Genomic DNA, 23745 nt, shown 5'->3' on the forward strand with positions numbered 1-23745 from the left:
GTGTAACCGGCTGCTCGAACGGCCTGCGGTGCGTCCTCGCCGTTGAAGCAGCACCTGTCGATCTTCCACGCTTTCCTCTGCACGGGCGGGTGGGCTCGTGGTAGAAAAGTGAAGGTCTCGACGGATCAGGCCGTGGTGAGGCCGATCCAATTACGAACGATAAGTCAGTACCAGGGTGCTCTCGCAAATAAGGTAAGCCTACTTCGGGCTCTCACCTGCGATTTTCCACCGAATCGACGGGGTCCGGAATCCGGCTCTGCATCGACACGTCGACATCGTTGTCGAACTACACGAATGTAAGGCATCACCCGCGCTCACACGCCGGGGTTCGAAGAAACTACTGGCCGCAGCGATCGAGATCAGCTGCGGCCAGTGTGGTGGGCGGAGGGGGACTTGAACCCCCACGTCCCGAAGGACACTGGCACCTGAAGCCAGCGCGTCTGCCATTCCGCCACCCGCCCGGGTGACGGCGAGAACACTAACACGCACCCCGCCGTGCTCGAAAATCGCCGTCTCGAGCTGCCCCGAGCAACCGGCGGCACAGCGTTGCTGTCGGCCGCACCGTATATCATGCTTGCAGCGCGACTTCGTGATGACACGCGGCCGTCGCACCGTTGTAGGCAACAGGCACCACAGGGTGGAAGAACACAGTGAGAGGAGGGGTCACGATGGGCATCGTTCAGCGTTTCGAACGCAAGCTGCAGAGCGCTGTCGGCGACGTCTTCGCCCGCGTGTTCGGCGGCGGCGTCGTACCGGCCGAAGTCGAGGCGGCGCTGCAACAGGAGGCGTCCGATCTCGTTCGCCCCTTGGACGGCGGTCATTACCTGGCACCCAACAACTACGTGATCACGATCAACAGCTCGGATCACGAGGAACTTGCCGGTGATCGCGAGCTCACGGTCAAGGCTTTCTCGCGTCACCTGGACGATTACATCCGTGATCAGGGGTGGCAGACCTACGGTGACGTGGTGGTTCGCTTCGAACCGTCGCCCACCCTTCACACCGGACAGTTCCGGGCCAGTGGCTCGGTCGATCCCGATGTGGGACGATCGGCGATTGCTGCGCAGAACAGCTCTGTTCAGCAGAACGCGTCGGCACAGCCAGCCCGTCCCGTCCCTTCAGCCACGCAGCGACCGACTGCCCCACCGATGTCGATATCAGGAGCCGGCCACATGACGCAGAACCCAGGCTACGACCCGCAGCGCGACCCCGCGGACGGACATCGTCCGGATCCGCGCGCGCGCAACGGATACGCCGGTGGCCAGGATCCCCGCTACGCGGCGCGTGAGCAGAACGGATACGACGCGCAGGGTTACGCGCCCGCCGATCGAGATCAGCGCTACGACCAGCAGCCGTACAACGCCCAGGGCTACGAGAACCAGGGCTACGACGAGCAGCCGTACGCCCAGCACGGCCAGGCCTACAGCGCCGCCGGCGGCCCGGAGCAGGGATACGACCAGGCCTACGGAGCACCCAACGGTCAGGAGCAGGGTTACGACGCCCAGGGCTACGACCGAGCGGGCTACAACGCGCAGGGTTACGACGCGCAGGGCTACAACGCCCAGGGTTACGACGCGCAGGGCTACAACGGTGCCGGTGACGACTACAACGGTGGCGAGCAGGGCGGTGCTTACAGCGAGGCTCCCTATCAGGAGCAGGCGTACGGCGAGCCCGCCGGCCGCTATGCCGAGCCGCAGGGTGCCGGTTACCCACAGCAGGGCTACCAGCAGCCCGCCTACGACTACCCGCCCGCCCAAGCGCCCTACGGCCGCGGCTACCCCCAGGGTGCCGGTGATCGCGGGGACGGCTACGGCTACGACCAGCCGGCGTCCTACGCAGGTCAGTCCCAGGCGCTCGCCGCGACCCTTCAGCTCGAGGACGGCAGCGGCCGCTACTTCCAGCTCCGGGACGGACAGAACATCATCGGGCGCGGCCAGGACGCCCAGTTCCGCCTCCCCGACACCGGGGTGTCACGCCGACACATCGAGATTCGCTGGGACGGCCGAGTGGCCATGCTGTCCGATCTGGGATCCACCAACGGAACCACCGTCAACGGTGCACCCGTCCAGGATTGGCAACTGGCCGACGGCGACGTGATCCGCGCCGGTCACTCCGAGATTCTGGTCCGGATCGTCTGATCACCGGAGTGGCCCGGCCGACCGAGATGTTCGTCTCCTCGACTCGCAGGTTCGCCCACCCGTATGTCGTCCACACGAGCGACTGCACCCTATGATGCTGCGAGACAACCATGTCTGTCGCGCCGCCGCGTCGGATTGTGGGGGATGCAGGTCCGATCGCGAAGGAGGAGGTGAATCGTCGTGCAGGGATTGATTTTGCAACTGACCAGGGCAGGTTTTCTGCTTCTGTTGTGGTTCTTCGTCTGGGCCGTTCTTCGGACGCTGCGCAGTGACATCTATGCCGCAGCCGGTATGCGTGTGCCCGCCCGCTACTCCGGTGGCTCGAAGGTGCTCCCGTCGTTCAACAAGCAGAAGGTGGCGAAGTACCTCGTGGTGACCCAGGGCGGCCTCGCCGGCACGCGCATCTCGCTCGGCACTCAGCCGGTTCTGATCGGACGCGCAGACGATTCGACTCTCGTTCTGACAGACGACTATTCGTCCACCAGGCACGCTCGCCTCTCGCCTCGCGGCGGAGATTGGTACGTCGAAGACCTGGGCTCGACCAACGGCACCTACCTCGATCGAGCCAAGGTCACCACCGCTGTACGCGTTCCACTGGGAACTCCGGTTCGCGTCGGCAAGACCGTGATCGAGTTGCGCCCGTGACCCTTGTTCTCCGCTACGCCGCCCGCAGCGATCGCGGTCTCGTTCGCTCCAACAACGAGGACTCCGTCTACGCAGGTGCGCGACTGTTGGCTCTGGCCGACGGCATGGGCGGTCACGCCGCAGGCGAAGTGGCCTCGCAGTTGATGATCGCCGCGCTGGCGCACCTCGACGACGACGAACCGGGCGAGGATCTGCTCGGCAAACTCGAAGCCGCCACCCGCGAGGGCAACGCCTCCATCGCCGACCAGGTGGAAGACGAGCCCGAACTCGACGGCATGGGAACCACGCTGACCGCAATCCTGTTCGCGGGCAAGCGAATGGGTCTGGTGCACATCGGTGACTCGCGTGCCTACATGCTGCGCGACGGCTCGCTCACTCAGATCACCCGCGACGATACGTTCGTCCAGTCACTGGTCGACGAAGGCCGCATCACCGCCGAACAGGCGCACACGCACCCGCAACGCTCACTGATCATGAGGGCGCTGACCGGTAACGAGATCGAGCCGACGCTCACCGTCCGCGAGGTCCGTGCCGGCGACCGCTACCTGTTGTGCTCCGACGGTTTGTCGGACGTCGTGAGCGACGAAACCATCGAGAACACCCTCGCCGAGGGCGAGACCGGGCCGTGCGCCGACCGCCTCATCGAACTAGCCCTGCGCAGCGGTGGCCCGGACAACGTCACCGTCGTCGTCGCCGACGTCATCGACCTCGACTACGGCCAGAGCCACCCGATTCTCGGCGGCGCAGCCAGCACCGAGGACGAAGAAGACGCTCCGCCGCCGAACACTGCAGCGGGCCGCGCCGCCGCCATGCGTCCCCCGCGCACGACGCCCAAGCGCGTGACCGCCCCTGTGGTGACACCGGAGAAGAAGTCGCACAAACTGCGGTGGTCGCTGATCGCGCTGACCCTGATCGTGTTGGCCGGAATCGGTGTCGTGGTTGCCAATTCGGTGATCAAGGGCAATTACTACGTCGGTGCCGACAACAGCAAGGTCACCGTGCTGCGCGGTCTCCCCGGTTCCGTTCTCGGGTACTCGTTGCAGAGCGTGGAATTGATCGGCTGCCTCGACGACAACGGTGGCGTCACATTGACTGCACCCGACGCCGCGCCGGCCGATTGCGTCCCGTTCGAGATCGACGACCTGTTGCCGGCCGCGCGCGAGCAGGTGACCGCAGGACTCCCGTCGGGCTCTCTCGACGACGCCCGCGGTCAGGTGCAACGGTTGGCCTCGGGAGACCTACTGGAGGTCTGCGAGACCGAGCCGGCAGTGACCACCACAGCCGCACCCGCCCCGACGACGCCGATCATCGCGCCCCCCGGAGTGCCGTTGCCTCCGCCCGCGCCGGAGCCCGTTCCGGAAGCTGCCCCGACCACTACCGCCGTGCCGACACCGACCGTCGCGCAGATCCCAGGCCAGAACTGCAGGACCGGTACTCGATGAGTTCCAATCCGTCCGCAGGAGGCTCCTTTCCGAGTCCTCCCGGTGGGTTCGCTCCCGCACCGATCCAGTCGAATCGTCGCAATGTCGAATTGCTGCTGCTCGGTGCCGCGGTCCTGATCACCACCATCTCGTTGATCCTCGTCGAAGCCAGCCAGGAACAGACGATCACCTGGGACCTGGCCAAGTACGCGCTGGCCTACCTCGCACTGGTGACGGTGGCGCACTTGGCCGTACGACGGTTCGCCCCCTATGCGGATCCGCTGCTGCTGCCGATCGTCGCGCTGCTCAACGGTCTCGGCCTGGTGCTGATCCATCGACTGGACCTGGCCGATCAGCAACAGGCGCAGTACCTCGGCAACCCCATTCCCTCGCCCGACGCCAACCAGCAGGTGCTGTGGACGACGCTGGCCATCGCCGGCTTCGTGGCACTGCTGGTGCTGCTGCGCGACTACCGCACCCTGGCTCGCTACGGGTACACCCTTGGCCTGGCCGGCTTGATCCTTCTCGCCATTCCCGCGCTGCTGCCGTCGGCGTTCTCCGAGGTCAACGGATCCAAGATCTGGATTCGGTTGCCCGGCTTCAGTTTGCAGCCCGGTGAATTCGCCAAGATTCTGCTGCTGATCTTCTTCGCGTCACTGCTGGTGTCCAAGCGCGAACTGTTCACCACGGCAGGCAAACACTGGCTCGGCATGGACTTCCCGCGCGCTCGCGATCTCGGGCCCATCATCGTCGTGTGGATCGTCTCGGTCGCGGTGCTCGTGTTCGAGAAGGACCTGGGCACGTCGCTGCTGATCTTCAGCACCGTTCTGGTGATGATCTACATCGCCACCGAACGTGTCGGCTGGATCATCATCGGCAGCGGTCTGCTGATGGTCGGATTCTTCTTCGCCTACCAGGCGTTCAGCCACGTGCGCGTGCGGACACTGACCTGGCTGGACCCGTTCGCGGACTACAACGACACCGGCTACCAGATTTCCCAGTCGCTGTTCGGTCTGGCCACCGGTGGGCTCGCCGGCACCGGCCTCGGCAGCGGTCGCCCGTCGCAGGTTCCGTTCCCCAAGACCGACTTCATCATCGCCACCGTCGGCGAGGAACTCGGCCTCATCGGTTTGGCCGCAGTGCTGATCCTGTATCTGCTGTTCGTCATTCGCGGAATGCGTACTGCGCTCGCCGTCCGAGACAGCTTCGGCAAGTTGCTCGCCGCCGGGCTCTCGTTCACCGTCGCCGTCCAGCTGTTCGTCGTCGTCGGCGGCGTCACCAAACTCATCCCGCTGACCGGTCTGACCACCCCGTACATGTCGTACGGAGGATCCTCGTTGCTGGCGAACTACCTGTTGGTGGCCTTGCTGATCAAGATCTCCGACGCAGCGCGTGAGCCTGCGACCCCCAAGAAGAAGCCCGCTGTGGCCGCCCCGATCGCCGAGGCGCCGACCGAAATGGTGAAGCGCGCATGAACACTCCCCTACGCCGCGTCTCCATCGCCATCATGGTGATGGTGGTCGCCCTGCTCGCCAACGCGACCTACGTTCAGGTCATCAAGGCCGACGACCTGCGCACCGACCCGCGGAACTCCCGCGTTCTGCTCGACGAGTACTCACGTCAGCGCGGTCAGATCTCGGCCGGTGGCCAGGTTCTCGCATCGTCGGTTGCCACCGACGATCGCTACAAGTACCTGCGCACGTACCCGCAGAACTCGATCTCCCCCGCAAGCCCGCAGGCCAACGCCCCAATCACCGGCTTCTATTCGATGCTGTACTCGAGCACCGGTCTCGAACGCGCCGAGGACCCGGTACTCAACGGATCCGACGACCGGTTGTTCGGCGGACGCCTGTTCGACCTCATCTCCGGCAGGGATCCCCGCGGCGGCAACGTCGTCACCACCATCGACCCGGTCGTCCAACAGGTGGCGTACGACCAGCTGACCGCCAAGGGATACACCGGCTCCGTCGTGGCCCTCGACCCCGCCACCGGCAACATTCTCGCCATGGCCAGCACGCCGAGCTACGACCCCAACCTGCTGGCCAGCCACGACGGCAGCACCACGTCGACCGCGTGGGAGAACCTGAGCGACGATCCGGGCAAGCCGCTGGTGAACCGCGCGATCTCGCAGACCTACCCACCGGGATCGACGTTCAAGGTGATCACGACCGCCGCTGCGCTCCAAGCAGGCGCCACCCCGGACGATCAACTCACGGCCGCGTCGAACATCACCCTTCCTGGAACGTCGACGACGCTCGAGAACTACAACGGTTCGACGTGCGGAGGCGGTCAGACCGCCTCGCTACGTGAGGCGTTCGCACGGTCGTGCAACACCGCCTTCGTCGAACTGGGCATCGACACCGGCGCCGACAAGATGCGCGAGACCGCCGCCAAGTTCGGTATCGGAGAGGACACCAGCATCCCGCTCACCGTTGCCGACAGCACCATCGGATCCATCGACGACGACGCGGCTCTCGGCCAGTCCAGCATCGGTCAGCGCGACGTGGCGCTCACCCCGCTGCAGGACGCCGTCATCGCCGCGACCGTCGCCAACGGCGGTGTACGGATGGCTCCGAACCTGGTGCAGCAGTTGCAATCTCCCGACCTGTCGGACCTGTCCAGCTACCAACCCCAATCGATGGGTGAGGCGATCAGCTCCGACACGGCCGCGACCCTGACCGATCTGATGATCGGTTCCGAGAACAACACCAGCGGGGAAGGCAAGATCCCCGGGGTGCAGATCGCGTCGAAAACCGGTACCGCAGAACATGGTTCGGATCCTCGCAACACCCCGCCCCATGCGTGGTACATCGGTTTCGCACCGGCGAAGGACCCCAAGGTCGCCATCGCCGTCATCGTCGAGGACGGCGGAGATCGAGCCCTCGCCGCCACCGGCGGTTCGGTCGCAGCACCCATCGGCCGCGCCGTCATCGCCGCCGCATTGCAGGGGAGGTGAGCATCGGTGCCACTGAGTAACGGAGCCGTCATCGCGCAGCGCTACAGACTGCTGCGCCTCATCGCCACCGGCGGCATGGGACAGGTCTGGGAGGCGATGGACAATCGCCTCGACCGCCGTGTCGCCGTGAAGGTACTCAAAGCCGAGTTCTCCGAGGATCCGGAGTTCTTGCAGCGCTTCAGGTTCGAGGCCCGTACCACCGCTCAGCTGAACTACCCCGGAATCGCCGGGGTGTACGACTACGGCGAGACCCGCGACGGTGCAGGCGAATCGCTCGCCTACCTGGTGATGGAACTGGTCAACGGCGAACCCCTCAACGCAGTGCTGGGTCGCATGTCGCGCCTGCCGCTCGGCCATGCCCTCGACATGCTCGAACAAACCGGGCGCTCACTGCAGATCGCGCACACGGCAGGGGTCGTCCACCGCGACGTCAAGCCCGGCAACATCCTGATCACCCCCACCGGGCAGGTCAAGATCACCGACTTCGGCATCGCCAAAGCCGTCGACGCCTCCCCGGTCACCAAGACCGGAATGGTCATGGGCACCGCCCAGTACATCGCTCCCGAACAAGCCCTCGGCGAAGAGGCGACCTCGGCATCCGACGTCTACTCACTCGGCGTCGTCGGATACGAAGTACTCGCGGGCACACGGCCTTTCGTGGGCGACGGCGCCTTGACCGTCGCCATGAAACACGTCCGCGAAGCACCGGCACCCATGCCGGTCGACCTACCACCTGCCGTCCGTGAGCTCATCGAGATCACGATGGTCAAGGATCCGGCCGCCCGGTACGCCAACGGCGGTGAATTCGCCGACGCCGTCGCCGCAGTTCGCGCCGGCCGTCGGCCGCCTGCACCCGGCAACTCGCGCGGTACCGGAACCGGGAGAGTCATGATGCCCGGGGTCGTGCCCAGCCCGCAGCCGCCTCCGCCGTCGAGCACCCAGATGATGCCGACCTCGCAACGGGATTACCGGGGCCCGGCTACCGGCACTGCAGCTGCAGCGGTCCCCGAGCAGACCGGCATGTCCTCGGCACAGAAGGCGTTGGCCTGGGGCGGCGGCGCGCTCCTGCTGTTGGCCATCCTGATCGGCGGTTACGTACTGCTGACCGGTGGCAGGGACGACTCGCCGACACCGTTCGTGCAGCCAACGACCACCACGCAGCCGACGACCACGACCACAACGACCACCGAGCCGACGACCACCACCGAAGAAACCACGACCACCGAAGAAACGACGACCACCACCACGACGACCACGACCACCTCGGAGGAGCCGACGACCACCGAAGAGAGCACGACGACCTCGGCGCAGCCCACCCAGACGACGACTCGCAGGCCGCTGATCGAGATTCCGTTCCCGCAAGCACCACAAGGACAACGATGACGACTCCCCGTACGCTCTCCTCTCGCTACGAGCTGGGCGAGATACTCGGTTTCGGCGGTATGTCCGAGGTTCACCTCGCTCGCGACACACGACTCGATCGTGACGTCGCCATCAAGGTTCTGCGCGCCGACCTCGCTCGCGACCCCACGTTCTACCTGAGGTTCCGACGTGAGGCACAGAACGCTGCTGCGCTCAATCACCCCGCCATCGTCGCCGTCTACGACACCGGTGAAGCGGAGACCGAAGCCGGTCCGCTCCCGTTCATCGTCATGGAATACGTCGACGGCGACACGCTGCGCGACATCGTGCGCGCCGAAGGACCCATGGAGCCGCGTCGGGCCATGGAGGTCATCGCCGACGTCTGTGCTGCGCTCGATTTCAGCCACCACAACGGCATCGTGCACCGCGACGTCAAACCCGCCAACATCATGATCAACAATGCAGGCGCGGTGAAGGTGATGGACTTCGGCATCGCCCGTGCCATCGCCGACTCGTCCTCGCCGATGACTCAGACCGCCGCCGTAATCGGAACCGCGCAGTACCTCTCGCCCGAGCAGGCCCGCGGAGAACAGGTCGATGCGCGTTCGGACGTCTACTCGCTCGGGTGCGTGCTGTTCGAGATCCTGACCGGCGAGCCGCCGTTCAAGGGGGATTCGCCGGTCGCCGTCGCCTACCAGCACGTCCGTGAAGACCCCCAGCTGCCGTCGCTGGTCAACGACACCGTCCCACGCGAACTCGACTCGATCATCCTCAAGGCAATGGCCAAGAACCCGGCCAATCGCTACCAGAGCGCAGCCGAGATGCGTACCGACCTGGTCCGCGTTCTGGGTGGACAGCGCCCGAGTGCGCCCATGGTGATGAACGACGAGGATCGAACCACCATCCTCGGCTCCGTCGATTCCCGTCAGGCCGATTTCTCCGGCAAGGACAAGCCCGCCGCTACCGCGGCACCTCGGTCGTCACGCCACACGGAGGACTACGACGAACCGAAGAACCGCCGCGGCCTCAAGATCGCGTTGATCTCGGCGGCCGCGATCATCGTCGTCGCTATCGTCGGTGCCTTCCTGTGGTCGCTCGGTCCCGGTGCCGACCCCAAGACCGTCGCCGTGCCCACCGTCGTAGGACTGTCCGCAGACGAGGCACAGCGTCAACTCGAAGAAGCCGGCCTGCGAGTGAGCATCCAGGAGAAGCCCGACGCGGCGATTCCGGAAGGCTCGGCCATCGGCACCAATCCGGCGGCCGGATCACAGACCGAATCGCCGGGGAACATCCAGCTCGACGTGTCCTCGGGACCGCAGCAGGTGCAGGTTCCTCGACTGACCGGCCTCACCCAGCAGCAGGCGTCGGATGCACTGAACGAGGTGGGCCTCCAGCTCGATGCCACCGTCGCCCGTGCTCCGTCGTCACCCGAGAACCTCGACAAGGTCGTCGAGCAGAATCCGTCCTCGGGCGTGAGCATGAACGCGAACTCGCAGGTTCGCATCACCCTGGGCACCGGGCCGGCGCAGGTGCGGATGCCCGACGTCGTGGGGCAACTCGTGAACGTGGCGCAGCCGAACGTCGAGGGAGCCGGACTGCGCGTCCAGGTGCAGAACATCGACTCGGGACAGCCGACGGGTCAGGTCGTCTCCACAGACCCCGTGGGCGGCACCAATGTCACCGAGAACACCGTGGTCACGCTGCGCGTGTCGAACGGCGACAAGATCCCCATGCCCGACCTCGCCGGTCTGACCGAGGCACAGGCGTTGGCCGCGCTGCAGTCGGCCGGCTGGACGGGCACGGCAGCGGAACTGACGGCGACAAGGGAAGCGACGCTGGATCCGTTGATGGTCGGGCGAGTGGTGAATCAGACGCAGCCGGCAGGGTCCGAGATCAGCAAGTCCGACACCGTCACGATCAGCATCGGTGCCCTGGGTATCCCCGGGCGTTAGCGATCGACGATCAGGCGAAGGCCTCGGCGACCTGCGCCTCCAGGGTTCCCACCAAACCGGAATCGGTGGGCATACCGCACACTGCGAGCCAGTTGGCCAGCATCCGGTGCCCGCCCTCGGTGAGGATGGACTCCGGATGGAACTGCACGCCGTGAATGGGTAGCTCGGTGTGCCTCATGGCCATCACCAGACCGGATTCGGTACGGCCGATGATCTCGAGCTCCGCGGGGATGGTGTCCTCGCGGACGGTCAGCGAGTGATAGCGGGTGGCCGTGAACGGCTCGGCCATCCCTTCCAGGACGCCGACACCGGTGTGATGGACGAGGCTGGTCTTGCCGTGCAGCAGCTCCGGAGCCTTCTCGACCGTGGCACCGAACGCGGCTCCGATGGCCTGATGGCCCAGACACACACCGAGCAGCGGGGTTCCGGCCCGCGCGCTCGCCGAAACCAGGTCCATCGTGGCCCCGGCGCGCTGCGGGGTTCCCGGGCCCGGGCTGAGCAGAATGCCGTCGAACTCCGCGGCGACAGCGTCGCGATCGGCGAGTCGCTCGTCGTCGTTGCGCCACACCTCGACCTCGGCGTTCAACTGGCCCAGGTACTGGACGAGGTTGAAGACGAAGCTGTCGTAGTTGTCGACGACGAGAATGCGCATGTCGACAGCGTACTCAGCGCGGCTCCGCGAAACGCATGCGCACCGATTCGGTGTACGCCGGAACCGAGAGGTTCTGATAGGCCGCGACCTCGTAGCGCAGGCCGTAGCGCAACGCATACTGCTCGTACAGCCGCACCCCGGGCTCGTTGTCCAGCGCCGCCCGCAGTCGATCCGGGTCGCCGAGAGCCGTCATCACGTACGGCGGACTGTACGTCCGGCCGCCCAGCAGCAGTGTGTTCCCGATACACCGCGGCGCTGACGACGCCACCAGACGCTGATCCTGCATCGCCATCGCCGACGCACCACCGGCCCACAGGGCGTTGAGGACACTCTGCACGTCGACCTGATGAACCACCAGGTCGTCCGGAGACGCGTCGGACGCATACGACCCGTCGGGACCGCGTGGAGCGTCGGCCATCGTCACCGTCAACCCCGTGCCGGACGCCTCCTCCCGGCCCGCCGCGTCCGAGAGGGCGTCGACCCGGGCCAACGCGTCGGCCACCTCGGAGTCGCCTGCCGCCGTGCGTTGCTGCAGGAGATCGACCTGCTGCTCCAGCGCATCTCTGCTGCGCAGCGCATCGTCGCTGCTTCGCTGGGCCGAATCGACCAGATCGGCGAGCCGTGTCGTGTCGCCGCCCCGCAACTCGTTTCCGTCCGAGGCATGTCGCGTGGTTCCGAGCAGCAGACCGACCACAGCGCACACCGCCACAGCGAGCACCCACCATCGGGTCTCGGAGGAATCGGTCGATCGTCGTCTCACAGAGTGCTCGCCACTGTTCGGTAGGTCGGTGCTGCGCTGATCTGAGTTAGCGTGTACTACAAACCGGGTGGATGACCGCCACGGCTCTCCGGGAGACAATAACCTGGGGATGCACGCAACTCGATCGATCCACAGGTTGTCACCGTCAGTTGTCCACAGGCACGGCGCACGCCGATGACCGTCAAGAACACGAAGAGGACGCAATGCCGAAGTCGAAGGTACGGAAGAAGAACGACTACACGATCAACCCGGCCAACCGCACGCCGGTGAAGGTCAACGCCGGCCCGTCGCCGGTCTGGTACGTGGTCCTGATGCTCGGATTCATGCTGGTAGGGCTGCTGTGGCTGATCGTGTACTACCTGGCCCAGGAAGACATCTCGTTCATCGGCAACCTCGGTGCGTACAACTTCCTCATCGGATTCGGCTTCATGGTCGTCGGCCTCGTCATGACCATGCGATGGCGCTGAGAGCCGGCCGAGTTACACCCATGTCATTCATCCCCAATGTGGATAAACCCTGTGGATAACTTTCCCAACCATCCACAGGGTGTGTACGAACACCGATGGGCGACGCCGGCCGTAGCCGTCGGCGCGCTGGTGGCAGGCGGTATCGCACTCGCCATCGGTGCCGTCCTCGCCTCCTCGGACGCCGCCGGAACCTTCCTCGTCGGACTCGCCGCCGTCGGAACCTGGGTAATGGCAGCCCTCGCGGCCGCACAACGCCCCCGACTCGCCATCACACCCGACGGCTCCCTGGTGATGAAACGACTCACCGGCACACGTACGTACTCGCGCGCCGACATCGTCCAAATCAAAGTGGTCCGCTACCCGAGACTGGGACGACGAGTGCCGATGCTCGAACTGGACGTCCGCCCACCCGACGAGGACGACGATCGACTCATCATCTTCGGTCGATGGGACCTGGGAGCCGACCCACGCGACGTGTTCGAGGTACTCGACACCTACGGTCTGGTGCCGCCGAACAACTGACCGCCCACCGTCCCCGCCCCCTCCGGGGTACTCAATGTGACGTTCAGTGGACTTTTCGGGGGTCAATGGCACATCTAGTGGACCAGTGAGCCGTCGCAAAGCCGCCGGGCACCAGCCAGCAGCACGTGGGGATTGCCGAGCTCGCGATCGGCGTCGTCGGGAGTCAATGTGACGTCCAGTGGCCTTTTCGGGGGTCAATGGCACATCTAGTGGACTTCAGAGGCCCATCTGCGCGCGGAGGTCGAGGACTCGGACCGCGATGGTGCCCAGGGCTATCAGGGCTACTGCGGCCACGGAGAGCCAGGCGAGGGATATCCCGGCACGAGGCTGCGCGCTGTTGCGGTTGGGTAGGAACACCAATCCGGCGGTCGCTGCCGCTCCGGCGACAAGTCCGCCCATGTGGCCCCACAGCGAGATGCTGGGGATGGAGATGCTGATGAAGATGTTCAGCGCGATCACGATCAGGACCGGGGTCGGGGAGCGCTTGAGTCGCAGCAGAATGACGGCCTGCGCACCGAGCAATCCGAATACGGCACCCGACGCGCCGGCGGTGGCTGCGAGGGGGTTCTCGAACAGCATGACCGATGCACTGCCACCGAGCAGCGACAGGAAGTAGACGGCGAGATAGCGGCTGCGGCCCAGCACCAGTTCGACGTCCCGGCCGATGATGTACAGGGCGAACATGTTCACCAGCAGGTGAATGGGTCCTATGTGGATGAACCCGCTGCTGAGGAGGCGCCACACATCGCCGTCCGCGACCAGCAGGCTGTTCAGTGCCCAGGCGTCGGCCAGCGAGGATCCGCGGAAATTGCTCATGAGGTCGCCGGATTGAGCGGCGGTGAGGCCGAAGATCACGACGTTGATCGCGATCAGCGCGAAGGTCAGGGGTGTCTTGGCGGAGCGTGTCATCGGCGCGCCGGCGACCGTACGTGCGGTCCGGACGTTCTTGTTGCCGTCGCGCACACAGTCGACACAGTGTTGCCCTACGGCCGCGGGCTGCAGGCACTGTGGGCACGCGGGCCGGCCGCATCGAGAGCAGGCCAGGCCGGTCGGGCGATCGGGATGTCTGACGCACACCGACTGGGGTGGGTTGGGCTGGTCGCCGTACGCGCCACCCCAGCCGGGGTTTGTCATCGTGTAATTCCTTCTACAACCGAATCAGGCGATGGTGATGCTGTTGATGACGACCTCTTCCACCGGGCGATCGCCGCGGCCGACCTGCGTGCTCGAGATGGCGTCGACGACCTTCTTGGACGCCTCGTCGGTGACCTCACCGAAGATGCTGTGCTTGCGGTTGAGGTGCGGGGTCTTGCCGGTGGTGATGAAGAACTGCGAGCCGTTGGTGCCGGGGCCTGCGTTGGCCATGGCCAGCAGGTAGGGGCGGTCGAAGGAGAGCTCCGGGTGGAACTCGTCCTCGAACTTGTAGCCCGGTCCGCCGGTGCCGGTTCCGGTCGGGTCGCCGCCCTGGATCATGAAACCGTCGATGACGCGGTGGAAGACTGCGCCGTCGTAGAACGGTCCGGTCTTGGCTCCCGACGCGTTCTGCGTCGTGTATTCCTTCGACCCGTCCGCGAGACCGACGAAGTTCGCGACGGTCTTGGGGGCGTGATTGCCGAACAGTTCGATGACGATGTCGCCGCGGTTGGTGTGCAGCGTTGCCGTTTGGGTCTTGTTTGGTGAAGTCACGCTCACCATCGTGCCATCTCGAGCGACCGGGTAGTTCACAGGTGGTGTATTGGGAGGGTCGATCGGGGCGCTGTTGTGGAACAGTGAGGGCATGACGAGCACAACGAAAACCGAGCGGGTTCACTCCTCCACCGGTACGGCGGCGTCGACGCTGCTCGGTGCCGCTTCCGTCGTGAGCAAGGGCCCTGCCGGAGTGGGCCTGCTCCTCGCCAAGCGCGGCTACGGCCTGGCGCGTAAGCAGGCTGCGCAGCGTCGCGCGGCAACCGCCGAGCGGATTGCCCGGGCCGATCTGACCAAGGCAGCTCTCACGGCTGATCGGACGCCGGGAAACAAGCGTCGCGTCCTGGCGCTCGGAGCTGCCGCTGTCGCCGTCGGAGGTGTCGTGTTCTACCTCAGCCGTCGCCGCCACGAAGTGCCGCCGCCCGCAGATGCGCCGCCCAGCCTGGTCGATTACGAAGACGAGTCGACGTCACAGGTATAGCAGCTTCTGTAGTAGATCGAACAGGCCCGGCCGGGGCCTGGTTTCTGCATCGTCACCCCGGCCGGCGACGACCAGCGCGACGTTGTGTTCGACGCTCGAACCGTCCGTGAGGTAGTCGCCGTGACCTGTGGTGCCCGGACGCCCGTCGCCCTCGTCGGTCGCCAGTTGGGTCACTCCATCGAGTGTGCCGGGATCGCGACCGAAGGCACCGATGTCAGCAACGATGTCCCCGCGCGCCTCCGCCGCGAAAACGTGACCGTCGGGAACCTGTAGGTCGGTCACACTGTCGGTGCCGAGGCCAGGTGATCCGAGGGCCACGAACTCGTCGACGCCGGTGCTTTCGTGCAGGGCAGCGGCTGCGGTCAATGATCCGTACGAGTGTGCGAGCACCGACAGATGTGGATCGTTCGACCGGGCCGCATCGAGGCCCTCCAGAAAGGGCGCCAATCGCGTCGCCCCTGCGTGCGCTGCTGCGTCGGATACGACGGTTCGATGGGGATCGAGCAGGCCCCATCCCAGCTGTGGTGCCTGGTAGTTCATCCACGTCACGGCTGCGACGGTGGGCGGCGGATCCTCCGAAAATGTCTGTTCCACAGTATTTATGAGGTTTTCCAGGTCGCCGTCGTAACGTACCGCGTCTCCGTGGACGGTCGAGCCGAGGCCGGGTACGAACACCGCCACGTGTGTTGCCGTGTCGACGTCACCTATCGCAATCGCGGCAGTGGTCTCCGCATACGTCGAATTGTCGAGCGCCAACAGTTGCCTGTCACCCTGCGCCAGAGTGCTCTCGATCGCGTCGAGCGAACTCAACCGCGTTCGCGTCTGTTCCAAGCCGGCGTCAGCATCACTGAATAGTCCTCCGAAAATGTTGTCCTGCAATTGGTTTCCGAGTTCACCCGCCACAGCCTGCAGTCGGAGGCGCTCACTGGCAAGTACCCGACGGTTCGCTGAATCCCGAATTCGGCCCGGCACGCCGTCCAGATTACCGATGAGAGCCGGGTGCTCGACGAGCAGTCGAGTGCGCTCGGCGGGCGAGAGTGCGCTCCAGAACGCCGCATTCGTGGCCGGGCTCCCGTCGACCGGCACTACCGATACCCCTGCCGTGGCCAGTTTTCCCGGTGAGATGTCGCCGGCGAGGCGTCGGGCAAGGTCGTCGTCGAACGCGGTCGCGGCTCGCATCAGTTGGGTGATGCGTTCGGCCAACTCGGTGTAGCGGCGACGCCGATCGCGAATGGTCGACGACAGGTCCTGCTGCGCAACCGAATACGACGTCAGCACGTCGGTCACCGAACCGTCGCGTCGGATATCGAAGTGCTCGCGCGCGGCGTCCGCTTCCACAGCGGTCAGCGCCGAGACGAGTTCGGCCATGTCGATGGCCGCCGGAGTGGTGCACAGCGCTACCCGCAGTAGCTCCGTCGCACAGTCCCCCACCTGTGCACGGAGAGCTCCCATGGCATCTCGGTATGCCGTTGCCGCGGGGCCCTGCCATCCGTCGTCGACGACGGTCTCCAGCAGTGAGCTGTGCACGGCGGTCAATTCACGCCAACTGTGCATGAACTTATTCGAGACGGCGGTCAGCGCCTGACTGTCCCATGATCTGACGTCATCGAGCGTGACCATCGCAATCCCCCCGCAGAGTTGTCGTCGTACTCGACGAGTCAACGTCAGCGAGACGGTGCAGCGAGGAATCTATCCCCAGGCTGTGGATGAAATCTGGGGATGACGGGCATATCGGTGTATCGCTACACGATTCTGCGTACCGGCCCGCGATGTCCGTCGCCGGGCTCGGTGGGGCGAGACGCCTTCGGGGGACGACTCCGCTTGGCGCGGTACAGGTCTGCGTCTGCAGCGCGGTAGATTTCACCCCACCGGCGGCCGGCAGGCATACACGCCAGACCGACGCTCCACTCGGCTCGATGGGATCGGCGCAAGCCGTCGATGACCTGCCAGGCTTCGGCCTCGAGAACCCCTGGCATGAACAGGACGAATTCGTCTCCGCCGAGCCGGCCCAGAACATCCCGTTTCGTCAGTTGCCCCTTCCACGCCTTCGAGACGCGAGTGAGCAACACGTCGCCGGCAATGTGGCCGTACTCGTCGTTGATCTCCTTGAAGTTGTCGAGATCGAGCACCGCCAGACTCACCGTCAGACCACGAGCGGCGCACGCGGGCAACATCTTCTCGATCTTCGACTCGAAACCGAATCGATTGAGCAGGCCCGTCAACGCATCATGAGTGGCCGAATACCGCATTCGACGCGCGAACACCCCGAACACTTCCGTTGCGCCGACGATGCCCAGGGCGACCAGAATGTAGCTGATGAAGGGCGTGCCGTAGGGGGCGACAGCGGCACCCACGACCGCAGACACGGCCAGCACCGCAACCCATATTCCAGCGTCGCGCTCGGACCAGAACGCACCGATGTGCATACCGAGGAACATCGCCGCTTGCACACAGATCAAGAACGCGGGCATCGTGTTACTACTGCCCAATGCACAGGCAAGCGCGCCCACCGACAGGGCGGTGGCGGTGCCGACCGCATGCTTGGGACTCGGCGCTCCTGCCCGGGCGAGAACAACGATCGCCGCCGGCCCCAGAACCACTGCGAGCGCGGCGAAGAGCTGCTGCGGGCCGGACAGGTCCGACCACGATGCGATGCCGTTCGCGATGTAGAGAACCGTGGTCACCGCGGCGAATACCGCCAGCATCCGGCCGGACTCGTCGAACCTGAGTCTGCTCACCAGCACACACCGTCGACTACGCGTGACGCCTCACCGAGGCACGCAACGAACCGGACACCACCGCTCACGCGATTCCCCCCAGGCACCATCGGCCCTCCCCACGCACTACGACCATCGCCTCATCGGGCCCACCCGTGACCGGACTCTAACACCTCCGAGCTTCGATCACGACCCGCAGCAGCGATTCCGTAGCAGGTCAGGACGCTTTCTCGGCCCGCGCTGCCTCCCGCGCCAACATGCGATCGCGCGATTCCTCGAACTTCGTCGCCTTCGCCTCGAGATCCTGGACGAATGCGGCCAGACGATCGCGATCGCGTTCGCCCTCACCACTGAAGTCGTTGCGCTCGAAGATGTTCCATTTCCGCAACACCGGCATCAGCACCTCGTCCAGATGCTGGCGGAGATCGTAGATCCCGTGTTTCGCCAGGATCATGGCGTTCTTGCGGAAGTTCGGCATGTTCAGTCCCGGCATCTGAAAGTCCGTCGCGACATCGGCGATGGCCCGGACCATCTGGTCCGGGACCAGGTCGAGCGACGCCTCGCCCAGGTTCCGGTAGAAAATCATGTGCAAATTCTCGTCGGCAGCCACCCGGGCCAGCATTCGATCGGCGATCGGGTCACCACAGGCCAGACCCGTGTTGCGGTGGGACACGCGCGTGGCGAGCTCCTGGAACGTCACGTACGCCACCGAATGCAAAAAATTGGAGCCGTCCATCGGGGCATCGACACCGACCGTCATGTGGTGCATCCGAGCCCGCTCCAGCTCGACCGGGTCGACGGCGCGTGTGACGACCAGATAGTCGCGCATCACGATCCCGTGACGGTTCTCCTCCGCGGTCCAACGGCCCACCCAGGTGCCCCAGGCTCCGTCCAACGAGAAGTTGTCGGCCAGACCGCGGTGGTACGACGGCAAATTGTCTTCGGTCAACAGATTGGTGATCATCGCTGTGCGAGCCAACTCCGACAACGACGACTGCTCCAGCGACCAGTCCTCTCCGCCCATCGCTGCAAAATTGCGACCCAGATCCCACGGCACGTAATCATGCGGATGCCACTCCTTCGCCATCGACAGATGGCGATTCAGGTTGGCTTCCAACGTGCCGTCGAGTTCGGTCAACAGCTCTTCATGATCGAGAACACGCGTCATCTGTGGGGCTCCTCCGAGAAATATGAGACGCCCGAACCGAAGACCGATCCGAGACGCCGAGATCGAACGACGGCACACCCCCCTGCGGTGCGCCGTCGCGACCTGTCCCGTCGATCCGAGAACCGACGCTGCTGTACCCGAAGAACGCTAGGGACCGCGGACGTGATGCGAAACGAATCGAACAATGATCTGGATATCTGGGCACCGATCTCGACAGCGGTTGGTCCGAGTCACAACAGTGGTCGATGCATCCCTGCCACTCCGCCGGGACTCGATGTCACGTTCGGTGGACTTTTCGGGGGTCAATGTCACATCTAGTGGACTTGGAGTGAGGGACAGTCGAGGGGACTTGGGGTGAGCGGCAGTCGAGTGCAGACACGAAAAAGGACGCCCATCGGAATGGACGTCCTTTTGATTGTGGAGCCTAGGAGATTCGAACTCCTGACATCTGCCTTGCAAAGGCAGCGCTCTACCAACTGAGCTAAGGCCCCGGGTGTTGCTGTCGAACGTGCACGAACTTTACACGTTCTCTCCGAGCGATTGTCACCCGGTGGAGATGCTGTGCCAGACGCCTTCCGAGCTGCGCGTGGAGCGCACCTTCGATACTGTCAGCACTGCGATCACCACCGAAGCAACAAGAAGAAGGATTTTCACGTCCTGCCTCTTTTCGTTCGTTCGGTGTGGGCCTAGGAGGACTTGAACCTCCGACCTCTTCCTTATCAGGGAAGCGCTCTAACCGCCTGAGCTATAGGCCCTCGATACTGCTTCGGGCCGAAGAATTGCTCTCCTCGAACCGAGGGATGAGATTACCGTATCGGGCCGCTGTCTTCCAAAACGGCCCGATACGGCAGTCGTTCGTGCTGGTCAGTCGCGATCTGCCAGCGTCACTTCGACGCCGCCGACCAGGTCCGACGACAGGTTGTAGATGAAGGCACCGATCGTGGTGAGTGCGGTGAACAGTACGACATTGATCACACCGATCACTGCGGCGTAGCCGAACACCTGACCGGCGCTGACGAGTCCGCCGTCGCCGGATTCGTTGACGATCTCGGTGAAGGCACTGTTGAGTCGGTCCCACACACCCATGCCGTCGAGCACGGCGTACAGCAGGCCGACGGCCACCATCCACACGAAGAACAACGACACAGCGATGACCAGAGCGATCTTGAGCGTCGACCAGGGATCGATCTTGCGAATCTGGATCGTCGCCCGCAGAGGATCGCCGTCCGCGCTGGGTACCGCCGTGATGGCGGTGGGGGCTGCGCGATCGGCTGCCGTCGGCTCGGGATGCCGGGTGGCGGACAGATCCGGCATGTCCTTCGCCAGATCCTTGCGCTCGATGTGCCGAGTCGGCCCGTCGATCACGGCCGCCTTCGACCGCGCTGCCTCGCGTCGTTCGGTCTTGTCCTCACCCGATTCACGCTCACCCGATTCACGCTGGCCCGGTGCTGCCGAGGCGGCCGCAGCTGCCGCTGTCGAACGATCGAACTCACCTGTTGCCGGCAGTGCGGTGCCGCGCCCGGACAGGTTCGTCTGAGGTTGGTTCTGGGGCTGCTGACGGTCGTCGGGCCCCTGCTGTGCCGGACGCTGGCCGGGGCCGCGCTGCCAGGGCGGAGTGCCGGAACCGCCCTGCGGGCCGTCTCCGCGTTGAGTCGGTATCGCCTGGGTCGGTGCCGGAGCCTTCGACTCGGCTGACCCCTCGGCGGCCGGAGCAGCGTCATTGGCGGGACGCGGCGGCGATGCGGGACCGGACGGTCCCTGACCCTGCGGCGGCTGGCCGTTGGCGGGGCGACCGCCGTCGGCGTTTGCTGCACCCGGCTCACCGGGCCGACCGTTGGCCGCCTGAGGCGGGCGAGACTGAGCCGGTCCCTGCGGTGCCGGTCCCTGTTGAGGTGCTCGCGGCGGCGGTCCCTGAGGTGCCGGCTGACCCTGAGAACCCGGCTGACCTTGCGGTGCAGGTGGGCGCTGCGGCGGCGGTCCCTGCGTCGGACGAGGCGGGCCGGCCGGACCACCCTGTGTCGGGCGTGCCGGTGGCCGAGCACCCTGCTGCGGTGCCGGTCCTCGCCCGGCCGCGGGTGCCAGACGCGTCGCCGGCTGGGGGCGACTTCCCGGTCGGGCACCTTCGGGAGGTGCCGGACGCGATGGCTGCTCGGTCTGCTCAGCGTCCCTGCCGTCCGGTCCACCCGTGGGGCCGGGCCTGCTGCCAGGCCGGTTGGGAGTGCTCACTTACGACTCCTTCGGTGCATCGTCTTCGGGACCTGCTGCGTCCGGTTCGATCTCGTCGGCGTTGCGCGCTATCGCGAGCAGTGTGTCGCCTTCACCGAGATTCATCAACCGCACGCCCTTGGTCTGTCGGCCGGCTTTCCGAACCTGCTTGGCAGCGGTCCGGATGACGCCACCACTGGACGTGATGGCGTACAGCTCGTCCTCGTCGTCGACGATGAGAGCTCCCACCAGCGTGCCACGCTTGGGGTCGTACTGGATTGTCAGTACACCCTTTCCGCCGCGGCCCTGCTGCGGGTAGTCCTCCATCGCGGTGCGCTTGGAATAACCGCCCGACGTCGCGACCAGCAGGAACTTGTTCTCGCTGACCACGTTGAGCGAGAGCAGCTCGTCTTCGCCGTTGAAGCGCATGCCCTGGACACCGGAGGTGGCGCGGCCCATGGGGCGCAGTACCTCGTCGGTGGCCGAGAATCGGATCGATTGGCCTTGAGCCGAGACGAGCAGCAGGTCGTCGTCGGACGACGCCAGAACTGCCCCGACCAACTCGTCCTCACCGCGGAGGTTGACGGCCACGATGCCGCCGCTGCGGTTGGAGTCGAAGTCGGTCAGACGCGACTTCTTGACCAGACCGCCCTTGGTGGCGAGCACCAGGTAGGGAGCATCTTCGTAGGTCTTGATCTGGATGACCTGCGCGATGCGTTCGTCGGGCTGGAACGCCAGCAGGTTCGCGACGTGCTGTCCGCGCGCCGTGCGGTTGGCCTCGGGCAGCTCGTACGCCTTTGCCCGGTAGACGCGTCCCTTGGTGGTGAAGAACAAGATCCAGTCGTGCGTCGAGCAGACGAAGAACTTGCTGACGATGTCGTCCTGCTTGAGGCCCGCTCCCTGCACGCCCTTGCCGCCGCGCTTCTGCGACCGGTACAGATCGGTTCTGGTGCGCTTGGCGTATCCGGTCTCGGTGATCGTGACGACCACGTTCTCCCGGGCGATCAGATCTTCGTCGTTGACGTCGCCGTCGGCAGCGATGATGCGCGTGCGACGGTCGTCGCCGAACTTCTCGACGATCTCGGCCAGCTCGTCTCGCACGATCTGACGCTGACGCTCCGGCTTGGCCAGAATGTCCTGCAGGTCGGCGATGGTGCGTTCGAGTTCGGCCAACTCGTCGATGATCTTCTGGCGCTCGAGAGCTGCGAGGCGTCGCAGCTGCATGTCGAGAATTGCCTGCGCCTGGATCTCGTCGATGTCGAGCAGATCGATCAAGCCCTGCTTGGCGAGATCGACCGTCTGCGACGCACGGATGAGGGCGATGACCTCGTCCAACGCGTCGAGCGCCTTCACGAGACCGCGCAGAATGTGGGCCCGCTCCTCGGCTCTGCGCAGGCGGTACCGCGTACGACGAACGATGACGTCGAGTTGGTGAGTGACGTAGTACCGGATCATCTGATCGAGCCGCAGGGTGCGCGGCACGCCGTCGACGATCGAGAGCATGTTGGCACCGAAGCTGGTCTGCAGCTGCGAGTGCTTGTAGAGGTTGTTGAGCACGACCTTGGCGACGGCGTCGCGCTTGATCGTCACGACGATGCGCATACCGACGCGGTCCGAGGACTCGTCGTCGATCTTCGAGATACCGGACAACTTGCCGTCGCGAACCTGCTCGGCGATCGAGGTGATCAGGTTGTCGGGGTTGACCTGGAAGGGCAGTTCGGTGATGACGATCGTCGTGCGACCGTTGGAGTCTTCCTCGATCTCGACGACGCCGCGCATGCGGATCGAACCGCGGCCGGTCGAGTACGCATCCTGAATTCCCTGGCCGCCGACGATGAGTCCGTGGGTGGGGAAGTCGGGACCCTTGACGCGTTCCATGCAGGCCGCGAGAGTCGCTTCCTCGTCGGCCTCGAAGTTGTCGAGAGCCCAGAACACCGCGTCGCCGAGTTCACGCAGGTTGTGCGGCGGAATGTTGGTGGCCATACCGACGGCGATACCGTTGGAGCCGTTCATCAACAGGTTCGGCACACGCGACGGAAGTACCGTCGGCTCTTGGGTTTTGCCGTCGTAGTTGGGGATGAAGTCGACGGTTTCCTCGTCGATGTCGCGCAGCATCTCCATGGCGAGCGGGGTCAGACGCGCTTCGGTGTATCGCATGGCGGCGGCGCCGTCGTTGCCGCGGGAGCCGAAGTTGCCCTGGCCGTCGACCAGTGGGTACCGCATCGACCACGGCTGAGCCAGACGCACGAGCGCGTCGTAGATCGAGGTGTCGCCGTGGGGATGGTAGTTACCCATCGTTTCGGCAACGGGCCGTGCGGATTTCACGTAACTACGGTCGGGACGGAAGCCCGAGTCGTACATCGCGTACAGCACACGTCGGTGCACCGGCTTGAGACCGTCGCGGACCTCGGGGAGCGCGCGGCCGACGATGACGCTCATCGCGTAATCGATGTAGCTGCGCTGCATTTCCTGCTGGATGTCGACCGGATCGATCCGGTCGCCGCCCTCGGCGTTGGTGGTCGAGCCCGGCGGGGGTCCGACCGGCGGTTCGGTGATGTCAGACATAGAAGATCTCCTCGAAAACGGTCGTCGGACGCACCGACACTGAGTGCG

19 protein-coding genes and 3 tRNA genes are annotated in these 23745 nt (G+C 65.2%); 10 read left to right on the plus strand and 12 right to left on the minus strand.

Translation table 11 applies throughout. The annotated features are described in order from the left end of the window. Positions 1 to 375: 375 nt before the first annotated feature. A tRNA-Leu gene (locus CH281_RS03900) sits at positions 376 to 461 on the minus strand. Positions 462 to 668: 207 nt separating this feature from the next. Between CH281_RS03900 and CH281_RS03905 the strand changes: the two genes are divergently transcribed. The 7 genes from CH281_RS03905 to pknB all read left to right on the plus strand — a co-directional run bounded on the left by CH281_RS03905 (position 669) and on the right by pknB (position 10474). Then, a complete protein-coding gene (locus CH281_RS03905) occupies positions 669 to 2138 on the plus strand; it encodes a DUF3662 and FHA domain-containing protein (RefSeq protein ID WP_094693021.1) in 1470 nt (489 codons plus the stop codon). A gap of 180 nt (positions 2139 to 2318) precedes the next feature. Continuing rightward, entirely contained in the window at positions 2319 to 2783 is a 465-nt protein-coding gene (locus CH281_RS03910; RefSeq protein ID WP_027494977.1) for an FHA domain-containing protein FhaB/FipA, read from the plus strand. Next, positions 2780 to 4225 carry a PP2C family protein-serine/threonine phosphatase gene (locus tag CH281_RS03915; RefSeq protein WP_032385262.1) on the plus strand — a complete coding sequence of 482 codons (1446 nt, stop codon included), beginning with the start codon at positions 2780 to 2782 and terminating at the stop codon, positions 4223 to 4225. Before CH281_RS03910 ends, CH281_RS03915 begins: the two co-directional genes overlap by 4 nt. Then, positions 4222 to 5679 carry an FtsW/RodA/SpoVE family cell cycle protein gene (locus CH281_RS03920; protein ID WP_027494979.1) on the plus strand — a complete coding sequence of 486 codons (1458 nt, stop codon included), beginning with the start codon at positions 4222 to 4224 and terminating at the stop codon, positions 5677 to 5679. The genes CH281_RS03915 and CH281_RS03920 overlap by 4 nt, the downstream gene beginning before the upstream one ends. Next, positions 5676 to 7160 carry a peptidoglycan D,D-transpeptidase FtsI family protein gene (locus tag CH281_RS03925; protein WP_032367613.1) on the plus strand — a complete coding sequence of 495 codons (1485 nt, stop codon included), beginning with the start codon at positions 5676 to 5678 and terminating at the stop codon, positions 7158 to 7160. The genes CH281_RS03920 and CH281_RS03925 overlap by 4 nt, the downstream gene beginning before the upstream one ends. Before the next feature lie 6 nt (positions 7161 to 7166). Beyond that, positions 7167 to 8543 (plus strand): serine/threonine-protein kinase, encoded by a 1377-nt coding sequence (locus CH281_RS03930; protein ID WP_032367614.1) that lies wholly within the window; start codon positions 7167 to 7169, stop codon positions 8541 to 8543. Then, positions 8540 to 10474, plus strand: coding sequence for a Stk1 family PASTA domain-containing Ser/Thr kinase (gene pknB, locus CH281_RS03935; protein WP_094693023.1), 1935 nt, complete (start codon positions 8540 to 8542; stop codon positions 10472 to 10474). Before CH281_RS03930 ends, pknB begins: the two co-directional genes overlap by 4 nt. A gap of 10 nt (positions 10475 to 10484) precedes the next feature. Here the strand turns inward: pknB and CH281_RS03940 are convergent, their stop codons facing one another. Both CH281_RS03940 and CH281_RS03945 read right to left on the minus strand, forming a co-directional pair. Next, on the minus strand, positions 10485 to 11126 hold the full coding sequence (locus CH281_RS03940) for an aminodeoxychorismate/anthranilate synthase component II (protein ID WP_032389450.1): 642 nt from the start codon (positions 11124 to 11126) through the stop codon (positions 10485 to 10487). 13 nt (positions 11127 to 11139) lie between these two features. Then, complete coding sequence (locus tag CH281_RS03945; protein ID WP_032367617.1) at positions 11140 to 11886, minus strand: DUF881 domain-containing protein; 747 nt, start codon at positions 11884 to 11886, stop codon at positions 11140 to 11142. Between the two features lie 203 nt (positions 11887 to 12089). On the opposite strand from CH281_RS03945, the gene crgA reads away from it, so the two are divergent. Then, positions 12090 to 12353, plus strand: coding sequence for a cell division protein CrgA (gene crgA, locus CH281_RS03950; RefSeq protein ID WP_027494985.1), 264 nt, complete (start codon positions 12090 to 12092; stop codon positions 12351 to 12353). A 36-nt stretch (positions 12354 to 12389) separates the two neighbouring features. Then, the gene (locus CH281_RS03955; protein ID WP_045841529.1) at positions 12390 to 12875 is read left to right on the plus strand and encodes a PH domain-containing protein; all 486 of its coding nucleotides are present in this window, start codon (positions 12390 to 12392) and stop codon (positions 12873 to 12875) included. 216 nt (positions 12876 to 13091) lie between these two features. On the opposite strand, the gene CH281_RS03960 is transcribed toward CH281_RS03955, so the two are convergent. Together CH281_RS03960 and CH281_RS03965 are read right to left on the minus strand one after the other, a co-directional pair. Further along, complete coding sequence (locus CH281_RS03960) at positions 13092 to 14009, minus strand: rhomboid family intramembrane serine protease (protein ID WP_094642762.1); 918 nt, start codon at positions 14007 to 14009, stop codon at positions 13092 to 13094. A 24-nt stretch (positions 14010 to 14033) separates the two neighbouring features. Beyond that, on the minus strand, positions 14034 to 14570 hold the full coding sequence (locus tag CH281_RS03965; protein WP_094621787.1) for a peptidylprolyl isomerase: 537 nt from the start codon (positions 14568 to 14570) through the stop codon (positions 14034 to 14036). 82 nt (positions 14571 to 14652) lie between these two features. On the opposite strand from CH281_RS03965, the gene CH281_RS03970 reads away from it, so the two are divergent. Continuing rightward, positions 14653 to 15042: a hypothetical protein gene (locus tag CH281_RS03970; RefSeq protein ID WP_052054687.1), complete on the plus strand. Its 390-nt coding sequence runs from the start codon at positions 14653 to 14655 to the stop codon at positions 15040 to 15042. Here CH281_RS03970 and CH281_RS03975 read toward each other — a convergent pair. The 7 genes from CH281_RS03975 to gyrA form a co-directional block, all read right to left on the minus strand. Next, a complete protein-coding gene (locus CH281_RS03975; RefSeq protein ID WP_094693025.1) occupies positions 15031 to 16662 on the minus strand; it encodes an alpha/beta hydrolase in 1632 nt (543 codons plus the stop codon). The genes CH281_RS03970 and CH281_RS03975 overlap by 12 nt on opposite strands. Before the next feature lie 122 nt (positions 16663 to 16784). After that, the gene (locus tag CH281_RS03980) at positions 16785 to 17780 is read right to left on the minus strand and encodes a GGDEF domain-containing protein (RefSeq protein WP_256983350.1); all 996 of its coding nucleotides are present in this window, start codon (positions 17778 to 17780) and stop codon (positions 16785 to 16787) included. Positions 17781 to 17976: 196 nt separating this feature from the next. Next, the gene (locus CH281_RS03985; protein ID WP_094693113.1) at positions 17977 to 18927 is read right to left on the minus strand and encodes an acyl-ACP desaturase; all 951 of its coding nucleotides are present in this window, start codon (positions 18925 to 18927) and stop codon (positions 17977 to 17979) included. A gap of 418 nt (positions 18928 to 19345) precedes the next feature. Then, positions 19346 to 19418: transfer RNA gene (locus CH281_RS03990), tRNA-Ala, on the minus strand. A gap of 190 nt (positions 19419 to 19608) precedes the next feature. Next, positions 19609 to 19682: transfer RNA gene (locus tag CH281_RS03995), tRNA-Ile, on the minus strand. 109 nt (positions 19683 to 19791) lie between these two features. Further along, positions 19792 to 21153 carry a DUF3566 domain-containing protein gene (locus CH281_RS04000; protein WP_256983351.1) on the minus strand — a complete coding sequence of 454 codons (1362 nt, stop codon included), beginning with the start codon at positions 21151 to 21153 and terminating at the stop codon, positions 19792 to 19794. Continuing rightward, positions 21154 to 23697, minus strand: coding sequence for a DNA gyrase subunit A (gene gyrA, locus CH281_RS04005; protein ID WP_027494992.1), 2544 nt, complete (start codon positions 23695 to 23697; stop codon positions 21154 to 21156). Positions 23698 to 23745: the final 48 nt, after the last annotated feature.

The organism is Rhodococcus sp. 06-221-2 (assembly GCF_002258365.1).
Lineage (GTDB): Bacteria > Actinomycetota > Actinomycetes > Mycobacteriales > Mycobacteriaceae > Rhodococcoides > Rhodococcoides fascians.

Bases quoted from the DNA above. Each gene is read 5' to 3' on its own strand.
- CH281_RS03905 (WP_094693021.1), top strand. From the start codon at position 669: ATGGGCATCGTTCAGCGTTTCGAACGCAAGCTGCAGAGCGCTGTCGGC.
- CH281_RS03920 (WP_027494979.1), top strand. From the start codon at position 4,222: ATGAGTTCCAATCCGTCCGCAGGAGGCTCCTTTCCGAGTCCTCCCGGT.
- CH281_RS03925 (WP_032367613.1), top strand. From the start codon at position 5,676: ATGAACACTCCCCTACGCCGCGTCTCCATCGCCATCATGGTGATGGTG.
- pknB (WP_094693023.1), top strand. From the start codon at position 8,540: ATGACGACTCCCCGTACGCTCTCCTCTCGCTACGAGCTGGGCGAGATA.
- CH281_RS03940 (WP_032389450.1), bottom strand. From the start codon at position 11,126: ATGCGCATTCTCGTCGTCGACAACTACGACAGCTTCGTCTTCAACCTC.
- crgA (WP_027494985.1), top strand. From the start codon at position 12,090: ATGCCGAAGTCGAAGGTACGGAAGAAGAACGACTACACGATCAACCCG.
- CH281_RS03955 (WP_045841529.1), top strand. From the start codon at position 12,390: ATGTGGATAAACCCTGTGGATAACTTTCCCAACCATCCACAGGGTGTG.
- CH281_RS03960 (WP_094642762.1), bottom strand. From the start codon at position 14,009: ATGACAAACCCCGGCTGGGGTGGCGCGTACGGCGACCAGCCCAACCCA.
- CH281_RS03965 (WP_094621787.1), bottom strand. From the start codon at position 14,570: ATGGTGAGCGTGACTTCACCAAACAAGACCCAAACGGCAACGCTGCAC.
- CH281_RS03970 (WP_052054687.1), top strand. From the start codon at position 14,653: ATGACGAGCACAACGAAAACCGAGCGGGTTCACTCCTCCACCGGTACG.
- CH281_RS03975 (WP_094693025.1), bottom strand. From the start codon at position 16,662: ATGGTCACGCTCGATGACGTCAGATCATGGGACAGTCAGGCGCTGACC.
- CH281_RS03985 (WP_094693113.1), bottom strand. From the start codon at position 18,927: ATGACGCGTGTTCTCGATCATGAAGAGCTGTTGACCGAACTCGACGGC.
- gyrA (WP_027494992.1), bottom strand. From the start codon at position 23,697: ATGTCTGACATCACCGAACCGCCGGTCGGACCCCCGCCGGGCTCGACC.